Genomic DNA, 10,980 nt, shown 5'->3' with positions numbered 1-10,980 from the left:
CCACGGCCTGGTCGTATTTCCCGGCCAACAGGGAACTGCCCAGCAGCGCCTGGCGTTCTGCGGGCGTGGCTGGGCCGATGCGACTGCCAGGCGCCAGCATCCAGACGCGCTGTGTGGGCGTGGGCTGACCCTTGGGGTCCAGCAGGGACACCAGAGCCTCGCCCACGGCCAGTTCGGTGATGGCGGCCTCGATGTCCAGCCCCGGGTTGGGCCGCATGGTTTGCGCCGCAGTCCGGACGGCCTTCTGGTCGCGCGGGGTGTAGGCGCGCAGGGCGTGCTGCACGCGATGGCCCAGCTGGCCCAGGACGGCGTCGGGGATGTCGGCGGGGCTCTGGGTCACGAAATACACGCCGACACCCTTGGAACGGATCAGGCGCACGATCTGTTCGATCTTTTCCTGCAGGGCTGCAGGAGCGTCCTTGAACAATAGGTGGGCCTCGTCAAAGAAGAACACCAGCTTGGGTTTTTCCAGGTCGCCGACTTCGGGCAGGCGTTCGTACAGATCCGCCAGCATCCACAGCAGGAAAACGGCGTACAGCCGCGGGGACTGCATCAGCCGGTCGGCGGCCAGGATATTGACCATGCCGCGTCCCTGGGCATCGGTGCGCATCCAGTCGAAGACGTCCAGCATGGGTTCGCCGAAGAATATTTCCGCGCCTTCGGATTCCAGGCGCAGCAGACTGCGCTGGATGGCACCGATGGAGGCCGAGGAGACCTGGCCGTAGCGGGTGCGCACTTCGGCGGCGTGGTCGGCCACGTATTGCAGCATGGACCGCAGGTCTTTCAGGTCCAGGATCAACAGGCCCTCGTCGTCGGCCACACGGAAGGTCAGTGTCAGCACGCCTTCTTGCGTGTCGTTCAGATCCAGCATGCGCGACAGCAGCAGCGGCCCCAGGTCGGATACCGTAGCGCGGATTGGGTGGCCCTGTTCGCCGAAGATGTCCCAGAGTGTGGCCGGACTGTTGCCCCAGATGGGTTCTGGCAGGCCCAGGTCGGCCAGCCGCTGGTTGAGCTTGGGTGATGGTGCGCCCGCCTGAGTGATGCCGGTGAGATCCCCTTTGACGTCGGCCATGAAGACCGGCGTGCCGATGCGGGAAAACGCTTCGGCCAGCACTTGCAGGGTGACGGTCTTGCCGGTGCCGGTAGCACCGGTGATGCAGCCGTGGCGGTTGGCCAGCTGGGGCAGCAAGGCGGCCTGGACGTCGGCGTTGCGGGCGATGATCAGGGGTTCGGCCATGGGGGCTCCAGGGAAGGGGATGAGATCAGGATACTCGAATATGGGCGGGGCCGGCATTCAGGCATCCGATGCGGGCGGCCTGCGCGAAACCGTCGGCGCGCAGCAGGGCGAGGACTTCGTCGGCGGCTTCTGGTGCGCAGGCGACCAGCAGGCCGCCGGAAGTCTGCGGATCGCTCAGCAGGGCGCGGGCCTCGTCGGGCAGGCCGGTGTCCAGCGTGACCTGGGCGCTGCAGGCGTGCCAGTTGCGCTCGGATGCGCCGGTGTGAATGCCATCCCGGGCCAGATCCAGGGCCGGCGCCAGCCAGGGCAGGTCGGCGTAGGACACGGTGGCGCTCAGATCCGCGCCTCGGCACATTTCCAGGGTGTGGCCCAGCAGGCCGAAACCGGTCACGTCGGTCAGGGCATGCACCGTGTCGAGTTCGGCCAGGCGCGTGCCGGGCGTATTCAGCCGGGTGGTGCTGGCGATCATGGCGCGGTAGCCTTCGGCGTCGAGCCGGTCCTTTTTCAGGGCGGCCGACAGGATGCCCACGCCCAGGGGTTTGCTCAGGATCAGGACGTCGCCTGCGCGGGCACGGTCGTTGCGCTTGATGTGGTCCGGGTGGGCCAGACCGATGACCGCCAGGCCGTAGATCGGTTCCACGGAATCGATCGAATGACCGCCCGCGATGGGGATGCCTGCCTGCTGGCAGACCGCAGCGCCGCCGGCCAGGATGGCGGCGATGGTGTCATGCGGCAGGGTCTTGATCGGCATGCCGACCAGGGCCAGCGCCAGGATCGGGCGCCCACCCATGGCGTACACGTCGGACAGTGCGTTGGTCGCGGCGATGCGGCCGAAATCATGCGGATCATCGACGATCGGCATGAAGAAATCCGTGGTGGCGATCAGCGCCTGTTCGTCGTTGATGCGGTAGACGGCGGCGTCGTCGGATGATTGCGTGCCCACCAGCAGCTCGGGGAACGGCCCGGCAGGCAGGGCATCACGCATCAGGCGCGCCAGCACGTCCGGGGCGATCTTGCAGCCACAGCCTCCACCATGGGACAGAGCAGTCAGGCGGGGGGCGGGAGTCGTGATGTCGGGGGCGTTCATGGGATGGGAATATCCAGGGTTGAAGACTGATGGATCAGGCCGAAATGTGCAGTTGTTCGATCAGGGCGCGGGCCTGGGCGTGGTCGTCGTCGGCGGTGGGGTCGTAGTCGAATGTCATGGCCTGGTCCAGTCCTGCGTAATGGGAACCGCTGCTGCGGCGGTAGGCGGGGTCGTAATGGGTTTCCACCAGGGCCTGGAACAGTTCGGCGCGCCGGTTGGCGGCAATCAGGGCCTGCCAGTCGCGAATCGTCTGGCGGCTGTGCAGCCCGATCAAGCGTTCCAGGGTCCGGCCGAAATCGTCTGGTGTGTCGAACAGGTGGGCATAGTCCTGCAGCAGGAATGTGATCCGCTGCGGCAGGGCGGCATGCACGCGCACGCAGCGGCCCGCGTGCATGGCGCGCAACAGGGTTTCGGGCAGGCTCAGCTGGCCGATGCGCCGGCTTTCGGCCTCGACGAAGACGGGGCGGGCCGGATCCAGGGTCTCGATGGCCTGCAGCAGGGCGGATTCGAAACCGCGCTGGCTGGGCTGTGCTTGATCCGGCAGCGCGCCCAGCAGCGAACCGCGATGCCGGGCCAGGCCTTCCAGGTCCAGGATCTGTGCGCCGGCAGCACCCAGCGATTGCAGCAGGCGGGTCTTGCCCGACCCGGTAGGGCCAGTCAGCACGACGCAGTCCAAGCAGGTCGGGCGGGTGGCCAGGCTGTTGATCACATGGCGGCGCCAGGTCTTGTAGCCGCCGTCCAGTTGGCGGGCTTTCCAGCCGATCAGGTTGAACCAGGTGGTCATGGCGCCCGAGCGCTTGCCGCCGCGCCAGCAATAGATCAAGGGCCGCCAGGCGCGGGGGCGGTCGGCGAACAGCGTTTCCAGGTATTCGGCAATGTGGCGCGCGACCAGGGCGGCGCCCAGGCGGGTGGCCTTGAAGGGCGATTCCTGGGCGTACATGGTGCCGATCAGGACGCGTTCTTCGTTGCTGAGGACCGGCGCGTTCAGGGCGCCGGGGATGTGGTCGTCGGCGTATTCGGCTGGCGTGCGCACATCGACGATCTCGTCGAACTGTCCGAGAGCGTCCAGGCCGCAGCGTTGCGAGCCCTGGGGATGCGGTGTGGGAGTCATGGCGGGGATTGTAAATCCGCCGGGGCGCGGCTGCCTGCTGCACATGCGCCGGATCCGTGGTGGGTGCTGAGGGGTTCGAACCCCCGACCTACGCCGTGTAAAGGCGCCGCTCTACCAGCTGAGCTAAGCACCCGGATGCCGTGATGGATGACCCTGGCGATTGCCAGAGCACAAGGGCGCATTATAGCGGCTTGTATCGTTTCGTGGCCTGCTTGCTGCCTCAAGGGAGGCTCTTTTTGTCTCTGGTCTGCCAGAAGACAAAAAGCCACCGGCGATGCGGTGGCCTTTTTCGGGAGGCGCCGGATTATTTGGCGTTCACGGCGTCCTTCAGGGCTTTGCCCGGACGGAATTTCGGCACGCGGGCCTTTTTGATCTTGATTTCTTCGCCGGTGCGCGGATTGCGGCCGGTACGGGCGGCACGTTCGGACACCGCAAAGGTGCCGAAGCCGACCAGCGTGACCGAGCCCTTCTTTTTCAGGGTGGTCTTCACGGCGCCCACAAAGGCTTCCAGGGCACGGCCCACGTCAGCCTTGGAGAGATCGGTCTTGGAGGAAATGTGCTCGATCAGCTCGGTCTTGTTCATTGATGAAATACCCCTGAGGTTTATTGTGGCCTGGCGGACGATCCGCCAGACGTTTGATGGATGATGGTCAGTCGCAGCCGAGCCGATCCGATTTCAGAGGCCGCAGGACAGCGGGATTCCGGTCGGTTCGGAGGCTAAGCCGTATTAAGCCTTCGAAAGCCTGGGGTGTCAAGAACAAATCGCTGGAAACCCGCATGTTTCCTGACGTTTGTTAAAAATCCCAACACTGCCTAGGGGAATACCCCACACCAGGAATCAGGCTTGAATGGCGTCCAGGGCTTGGGCGAAATCACCGATCAGGTCGGCTTCGTCTTCGATCCCCACCGAGATGCGCAGGAAGCCGTCAGGAATGCCCATCAAGGCGCGGCGTTCCGGACCCATCTCGTAGTAGATGGTATGGGCGGCGGGGAGCACCAGGGTGCGGTTGTCGCCCAGGTGGGTTGCCAGCGCAGCGACACGCAGGCCGTTCAGGCAATCGAAGACATCCACGCAGTCGTGCAGTTCGACACCCAGCAGGCCACCGAAACGGCCGCCGAACCACTGCGTGGCGCGCGCGTGCTGGGGGTGGCTGGGCAGGCCGGGATAGTGGACCTTGCCGACCAGCGGGTGGCTTTCCAGGAAACGCGCCAGTGCCAGGGCATTGGCGCAGATGCGGTCCATTCTCAGCGCCAGGGTCTCGGCGCCGGCGGCAAGGCGGTGGGCCACGTCCGAAGACAGGGTGCCACCCATGTCGCGCAAGCCCTTTTTCTTGATTTGCAGCAGGCCCCAGGTGTGGGGATCGCCTTTGCGGTACTGCTCGTAGATGTGCGGGAAGTCGCTCCAGTCGAACAGTCCGGTCTGGGTGACGGCGCCGCCCAGGGCATTGCCGTGGCCCCCGATGTGCTTGGACAGGGAATTGATCACCAGGGATGCGCCGAAATCCCGGCCTGGGGCCAGGTAGGGAGAAGACAGCGTGCCGTCCACCACGTAAACCAGATGGTGCGCCCGGCACAGATCGCCGATCGCCTTCAGATCGGCGATCTGGGTGCCGGGGTTGGCGATGGTTTCGACGAATACCATGCGGGTGTTCGGCCGGATCGCCGCCTCGACCTGGGCGGCATCCGTAGCGTCCACCAGGCTCAATTCGACACCGAAGTTTTCCAGCGTCATCAGCAGGCTGTTGGTGTTGCCGAAAATGTACTTGCTGGCGATCAGGTGGTCGCCATGGCGCAGCAGGGTGAAGAATGTCGCGTTCAGCGCCGCCATGCCCGTGGCGAAGGTCACGGTGGCCTGCGCGTGTTCCATGTCCGTGATCTTGTCTTCCAGCGAAGCCGTGGTCGGCGTGCCCTGGCGGGCATAGGTGTAGCCGGCCTTGCCCTGGAACACGGCGGCCAGTTCGCGGGCGTCGGCGTAGGCGTATTCGGTGGAAGGGTGGATGGACTGGTGGATGGCGCCATACGCCAACCGGGCGAGGTGGTCAGCGTGGACGAGTCGGGTGGTGAAACCTTGATCGGACATGGAAAGGCGGTGCGAATGAATTGAACGGGATCGGCATGGCCTGGGGCGTGCCGGAACATTATGCGCTTTTTTGTCCTGGGGCTGCGCTGCGGTTCGTCAGGCGGACCGTCTCTGGCGCACGGACTCGTACAGACAGATCGCGCTGGCGACACTGACGTTCAGGCTTTCGACCGAACCCTGCATCGGAATCGACACGAGTTCGTCGCAGGTCTCACGGGTCAGGCGGCGCATGCCTTCGCCTTCGGCCCCCATGACCCAGGCCATGGGCCGGCGCGCATCAACCTGGTGCAGGCTGTGCGAAGCGGCGTCATCCGTGCCCACCAGCCAGACGTCGCGTTCACGCAAGGCGCGCAGTGTCCGCGCCAGGTTCGTGACCATCAGATAGGGCACGGTATCGGCTGCGCCACAGGCCACGCGCTGGACGGTCGTGTTCAGGCCGACGGCCCGGTCTTTCGGGGCGATGACGGCATGCACGCCGGCGGCGTCGGCCGTGCGCAGGCAGGCTCCCAGGTTGTGCGGGTCGGTGACACCGTCGAGCACCAGCAGCAGGGCGGGTTCGTTGCGGTCTTCCAGTGTGTCCAGGACTTCGTCGATCGACACCGCCAGGGGGCGGGGACGAGCCAGGGCCACGATGCCCTGGTGGCGCACGCCGCGCGCCAGCCCTTCCAGGCGCTGGGCGTCCGCTGCGTGCCAGCGCACGTGTGCGGCTTCCAGCTGGGCGATGCAGTGCCGCATGCGGGCGTCCTGGCGAGTGGTGTCCAGGTAGACGTCGCGGATGGAGTCCGGGGCATGGCGCAGGCGCGCCTGTACGGCGTGGAAGCCGGCCAGGATTTGTTGGGATGACATCGGTCAAGGGCCTATCGGAATTGGGCGTTGTCGCTCACCGCCGTGCCCGGCGGTGAGCCCTTCGGGCATTGTAGTGTGGGCGCCCGGAGTGCGGACAGGTGTCGCACCACCGGGCCTGGGTCAGGATCGCCGTTTGCGTGCCGTGTCCTGGCGGGCGTCGCGCTTGGCCTCGGCGCGTCGTTGGCGGGCCGTGGTGCCGCGCAGGGCGGCAGGCTTGGCGCCTGCGGCTTTCTTGTAGGGGCGTGCAGGGGTGCGGGGGTCGCCTTCGATTTCGGCTTGCAGGGACTTGAAGTCCTCGCCCTTGACCGGGCGGAAGTCGATGCGCCTGGCCTCCAGGTCCACGCGGGACACCTGCACCTGCAAGGCGTCGCCCAGCTGGTAGCGCAGGCCGGTACGCTCGCCGCGCAGTTCGTTCAGGGCCTCGTTGTACTGGAAATAGTCTCCGCCCAGTTCAGAAATATGCACCAGCCCTTCCACATAGAGCGTGTCCAGGGTGACGAATACGCCAAAGCTGGTGACGCTGCTGATCCGGCCGCTGAAGACTTCGCCTACGTGTTCGCGCACGAACCAGCATTTCAGCCAGGCCTCGACATCGCGCGAGGCCTCGTCGGCGCGCCGTTCGCGGGCCGACAGCAGTGCGCCCAGGGCCTCCCAGGCATCGCGTTCGCGGATTTTTGCGGGCAGGGCGGGGTCGGCAGGCTGGCCCGGCAGGGTCGGCGGCTGGTAGCGGCGCCGGTGCAGGATGCACCGGATGACGCGGTGCACCAGCAGGTCCGGATAGCGCCGGATGGGTGAGGTGAAGTGCGCATAGTGTTCGTAGGCCAGCCCGAAGTGCCCCGTCTGCTCGGGACTGTAGATGGCTTGCTGCATCGAGCGCAGGCACATCGTCTGGATCGACTCGAAGTCCGGCCGCGCCCGGCTGGCCTGGATCAGGCGGGCGTAGTCGGCGGTCGAGGGGTCGTCGCCGCCATCCAGCGCCAGCCCCAGGTGACGCAGGAAATCGCGCAGCGCCTGCAGTTTTTCCGGCGTTGGGCCGTCGTGTACGCGGAACAGCGCCTGGGCCTTGTTGCGCACGATGAAGTCCGCCGCGCAGGTATTGGCCGCCAGCATGCATTCCTCGATCAGCCGGTGGGCGTCGTTGCGTGCGTAGGGTTCGATGCGTTCGATGCGGCCCAGGGGATTGCAGACGATCCGGGTCTCGACCGTGTCGAAATCGATGGCGCCACGCTTGCGCCGCGCCTGTTCGAAAGACTGGAACAGATCGTAGGCCGTCTGCACGTGGGGCAGCAGTTCGCCCAGGGCCTGCGCAGCCGGGCCGGTGGGCTGTTGCAGGGCTGCCCAGATATCCGTGTAGGTGGTGCGGGCATGGGAGTGGATGACGGCCTCGTAGAACTGGTAGGCCGCGACGGTGCCGGCCTTGGTGCCGCCTGCCGGGATCATCATGTCGCAGACCATCACCAGGCGGTCCACGCCTGGGTTCAGCGAACAGATCCCGTTGGACAGGGCTTCGGGCAGCATGGGGATGACGCGGCGCGGAAAATACACGCTGGTGCCCCGGTCCAGAGCGTCCTCGTCCAGTGCGGATCCGGGCTGCACGTAGTGGCTGACATCGGCGATGGCCACCAGTAGCCGCCAGCCGGGCCGCGCGCGTTTGGCCGTGCCCAGGTCAGCGGGCATGCAGAACACCGCATCGTCGAAATCGCGCGCGTCCTCGCCGTCGATGGTGATGAACGGTACGTCTCGCAGATCGATGCGCCCGGCACGTTCCTTGGCGAGCACGTGGTCGGGGATGCCGGCCAGCTGACGGCGGGTGGCATCGGAAAATTCCACGGGCACGTCGAACTTGCGCACGGCGATCTCGATTTCCATGCCGGGATCGTCGATTTCGCCCAGGACCTCGATGACGCGGCCCAGGGGCTGGATGTGGCTGGCCGGCTGGCGCAGGATCTGCACCGTGACCACCTGGCCCGGTTCAGCATCGCCCGTGTCCTGGGGGGCGATCAGGATGTCGTGCTTGATGCGCTGGTCTTCGGGTGCGACGATGAAGGCGCCGTGCTCTTTCAGGAACCGGCCGACCAGTTTCAAGGTGCGCCGTTCGATGACTTCGACGATGGCGCCTTCCGGGCGGCCGCGGAATTCGCCGGACTCTTTGACCCGCACCCGGTCCCCGTGCAGGACCTTGGCCATTTCGTGGGGCGACAGGAACAGGTCCTGGCCGCCCTCGTCGGGGATCAGGAAACCGAAACCGTCCCGGTGCCCCTGGACGGTGCCGGTAATGAAGTGTGTGTTGTTGCAGATTTGCAACCTTCCTTGGGGGTTGTAGCGCACCTGTCCATCGCGTTCCATCGCTTTGATGCGGCGGATGAAGCCCGTGGACAGGGGGATCGTGGCGTGGGTGGCATCGGCCAGGGCTTCCAGGGACAGGGGCTTGCCGGCTTTGCGCAGCGTGTCCAGCACCAGTTCGCGAGAGGGGACGTCAGGGTCGAAATCAGGGGGGAGACTGTGTGCCAGCGGGGTGGAAGCGTCGCGGTTATTGTCGTTGTTGGTTCGCTTTTTCAAAGGCTATTTGCATCCAAAAAAATTGTGTTGTATAGTTCTGTCTTCGCTTTACGGCGCGCTTAAAAAACGCGGCGGATCAGCGAAGACAATAGCATACACGGTATGCCGTGCCCAGGTGGCGGAATTGGTAGACGCGCATGGTTCAGGTCCATGTGCCGCAAGGTGTGGAGGTTCGAGTCCTCTCCTGGGCACCACTTCTCTTGATCGGGAAGTCCAATTCAGTATCAAGCATCAGGTCGAAACCCGCATGGACATCAGGTTCTGCGGGTTTTTGCTTTGGGCTGCCGGATGCGCCGGCGTCAGTGCGGATCAGGTGGCCGCGCCATCCGCATGGCGTAGTACCATCACAGGCCTGGACGCCGGCCCGGTGGTCGGCGCAAAGGCGGAGCATCCACAAGACCCATGAACAATCCCACAGCACGATCCATTGCCCTGGTGACCGGGGCTTCTGCAGGCTTTGGCCGGGCGATTTGCGAACGATTCCTGCGTGACGGCCGTCGCGTCATCGCCGCCGCGCGGCGGATGGAACCCTTGCTCGAACTTCAGCGCTGGCACGGTGATGCCGTGTTGCCGGTGACACTGGACGTCCGTGACGAACAGGCGATTGCGGCCATGAAGGACGCCTTGCCCGAAGACTGGCGCGCCATCGACATCCTGGTCAACAACGCCGGTCTGGCGCTTGGGACCGAAAAGGCCCACGAGGCCGTGCTGTCCGAATGGCGGACCATGATCGACACCAACATCACCGGCCTGGCGCTGATGACGCATGCCTTTCTGCCGGGCATGGTGGAACGCAAGCGCGGGTTGATCGTCAACATCGGCTCGATCGCTGGCAAATATCCTTACCCGGGCGGCAATGTCTATGGCGGCACCAAGGCTTTCGTGGCGCAGTTCAGCCGCAATCTGCGCGCCGATCTGGCGGGTACGGGGGTGCGGGTCACGGACGTGCAGCCCGGGCTGTGCGGGGATACGGAATTTTCGCTGACCCGCTATCGTGGGGATCAGGACAAGGCCGCTGCGGTCTATGCCGGCGCCCATCCGCTGGGTCCGGATGACATCGCGGAAGCGGTTGCCTGGGTGGCGTCCCTGCCGCCGCGCGTCAACATCAACGAGATCGAACTCATGCCGACCTCGCAATCATTCGCGGGCCTGACCATTACCCGGGATCAGTGACCGCAGTGGGGCGCTTTCAGGCCCGCACCTCCTGTCGCTGGTCGGCCAGGATGGTGTCGATCGGCAGGTGCAGGTGCCGCCGTTCGCCATCGGCGTGGACGGTCAGGGTATGGCGCGTTTGCGCGTCATCTTGCGGGATATCAAGCCGTAGTTGCAAGGGCAGCGTATCATCGCTGCTGGGCATGGCTGATTCTACGGGGCGGCCATTGCCCAGCAGGGTTGCCTTCCAGCCTGTGGGCACGCCGTCCACCGACAGGGCCAGCCGCTCGGGCGGGGTGGCCCGGTTACGAAGATGCAGGGCGATGGTCGATGTCTCGCCCGCTTTCAGGGTCAGGGCAGGGTAGTCGGTGGACAGGTCGATGCCCGGGGGCGCGCTTTCTGCAGCAAGCGCGGCGGTCTGGAAGCTCAGGGCGCACAGGACGGCGGCCCATAATGTAAGGTATCTGGACATGATTTCGTTCGGTTTGTCGTTCAGGTTGATCTGCCCGGTTTGGCTCGGGTCTCCTGACCTTAGGGACCCGGCATGGCTGCTTCAAGTTTCAATAAAATCGTAAAAATCCGTTTCTATCTGTGCGGCGCCTTGTTTATTGAGAACAGTTATCATTTCTGCTAACATCGCGCCTCTATCTCCCGCTTCCTGCTGGCCCATGTCTTCCGGTTTTTCTCCACCTTTCGCTCCGCAGAAGATCATCGCCGCTTGTGTGGCGCTTGGCCTGCATGTGGCCGTGCTGGCGATGGTGTTGTCGGCGCCGGTGGCCGAAGTCGCGCAAGGCCAGCCCGATGCGCTGGACGTGCAGTTCGTGGAACTGGGGCCGGCGATCGAGCCTGTGGCGGTGGCAGAACCTCAACCGTTGGTGGAAACACCGCCCGAACCGGAACCCGAACCC

The 10,980-nt window shown here is 65.3% G+C and carries 9 protein-coding genes, 2 tRNA genes and 1 pseudogene; 3 read left to right on the top strand and 9 right to left on the bottom strand.

What is annotated here, in order from left to right; translation table 11 throughout:
* The 8 genes from RBR29_RS07535 to rnr form a co-directional block, all read right to left on the bottom strand.
* Positions 1-1,237, bottom strand: a 1,237-nt coding sequence (locus RBR29_RS07535) for a helicase HerA-like domain-containing protein (RefSeq protein WP_320348352.1), incomplete at its 3' end; no start/stop codon positions are given.
* 25 nt (positions 1,238-1,262) lie between these two features.
* Positions 1,263-2,324, bottom strand: coding sequence for a selenide, water dikinase SelD (gene selD / locus RBR29_RS07530; RefSeq protein ID WP_320348351.1), 1,062 nt, complete (start codon positions 2,322-2,324; stop codon positions 1,263-1,265).
* 34 nt (positions 2,325-2,358) lie between these two features.
* Entirely contained in the window at positions 2,359-3,435 is a 1,077-nt protein-coding gene (mnmH, locus tag RBR29_RS07525) for a tRNA 2-selenouridine(34) synthase MnmH (RefSeq protein WP_320348350.1), read from the bottom strand.
* 57 nt (positions 3,436-3,492) lie between these two features.
* A tRNA-Val gene (locus tag RBR29_RS07520) sits at positions 3,493-3,568 on the bottom strand.
* A 171-nt stretch (positions 3,569-3,739) separates the two neighbouring features.
* Positions 3,740-4,018, bottom strand: a complete 279-nt coding sequence (locus RBR29_RS07515; protein ID WP_043681629.1) for an HU family DNA-binding protein — start codon at positions 4,016-4,018, stop codon at positions 3,740-3,742.
* 255 nt (positions 4,019-4,273) lie between these two features.
* Positions 4,274-5,515 carry a cystathionine gamma-synthase family protein gene (locus RBR29_RS07510; protein WP_320348349.1) on the bottom strand — a complete coding sequence of 414 codons (1,242 nt, stop codon included), beginning with the start codon at positions 5,513-5,515 and terminating at the stop codon, positions 4,274-4,276.
* Positions 5,516-5,611: 96 nt separating this feature from the next.
* On the bottom strand, positions 5,612-6,361 hold the full coding sequence (gene rlmB, locus RBR29_RS07505; protein WP_320348348.1) for a 23S rRNA (guanosine(2251)-2'-O)-methyltransferase RlmB: 750 nt from the start codon (positions 6,359-6,361) through the stop codon (positions 5,612-5,614).
* Between the two features lie 120 nt (positions 6,362-6,481).
* A complete protein-coding gene (gene rnr / locus RBR29_RS07500) occupies positions 6,482-8,920 on the bottom strand; it encodes a ribonuclease R (RefSeq protein ID WP_320348347.1) in 2,439 nt (812 codons plus the stop codon).
* A 109-nt stretch (positions 8,921-9,029) separates the two neighbouring features.
* On the opposite strand from rnr, the gene RBR29_RS07495 reads away from it, so the two are divergent.
* Both RBR29_RS07495 and RBR29_RS07490 read left to right on the top strand, forming a co-directional pair.
* Positions 9,030-9,114, top strand: a tRNA-Leu gene (locus tag RBR29_RS07495).
* A 208-nt stretch (positions 9,115-9,322) separates the two neighbouring features.
* The gene (locus RBR29_RS07490) at positions 9,323-10,093 is read left to right on the top strand and encodes an SDR family NAD(P)-dependent oxidoreductase (protein ID WP_320348346.1); all 771 of its coding nucleotides are present in this window, start codon (positions 9,323-9,325) and stop codon (positions 10,091-10,093) included.
* Positions 10,094-10,109: 16 nt separating this feature from the next.
* On the opposite strand, the gene RBR29_RS07485 is transcribed toward RBR29_RS07490, so the two are convergent.
* Positions 10,110-10,544, bottom strand: coding sequence for a hypothetical protein (locus RBR29_RS07485; RefSeq protein WP_320348345.1), 435 nt, complete (start codon positions 10,542-10,544; stop codon positions 10,110-10,112).
* Between the two features lie 196 nt (positions 10,545-10,740).
* On the opposite strand from RBR29_RS07485, the pseudogene RBR29_RS07480 reads away from it, so the two are divergent.
* Positions 10,741-10,980 (top strand): annotated as a pseudogene (locus tag RBR29_RS07480) (hypothetical protein); the annotation flags it as partial.

The sequence above is a fragment of the Castellaniella sp. genome (genome assembly GCF_034007085.1).
Taxonomy (GTDB): domain Bacteria; phylum Pseudomonadota; class Gammaproteobacteria; order Burkholderiales; family Burkholderiaceae_B; genus Castellaniella.
Note: the sequence above shows the minus strand (reverse complement) of the source record. Positions and strands in the feature narration are given on the sequence as shown.

Excerpts from the sequence above, each read along its gene's own strand:
- RBR29_RS07515 (WP_043681629.1), bottom strand. The coding sequence starts at position 4,018 with ATGAACAAGACCGAGCTGATCGAGCACATTTCCTCCAAGACCGATCTC.
- rlmB (WP_320348348.1), bottom strand. The coding sequence starts at position 6,361 with ATGTCATCCCAACAAATCCTGGCCGGCTTCCACGCCGTACAGGCGCGC.
- RBR29_RS07490 (WP_320348346.1), top strand. The coding sequence starts at position 9,323 with ATGAACAATCCCACAGCACGATCCATTGCCCTGGTGACCGGGGCTTCT.
- selD (WP_320348351.1), bottom strand. The coding sequence starts at position 2,324 with ATGAACGCCCCCGACATCACGACTCCCGCCCCCCGCCTGACTGCTCTG.
- RBR29_RS07510 (WP_320348349.1), bottom strand. The coding sequence starts at position 5,515 with ATGTCCGATCAAGGTTTCACCACCCGACTCGTCCACGCTGACCACCTC.
- mnmH (WP_320348350.1), bottom strand. The coding sequence starts at position 3,435 with ATGACTCCCACACCGCATCCCCAGGGCTCGCAACGCTGCGGCCTGGAC.
- RBR29_RS07485 (WP_320348345.1), bottom strand. The coding sequence starts at position 10,544 with ATGTCCAGATACCTTACATTATGGGCCGCCGTCCTGTGCGCCCTGAGC.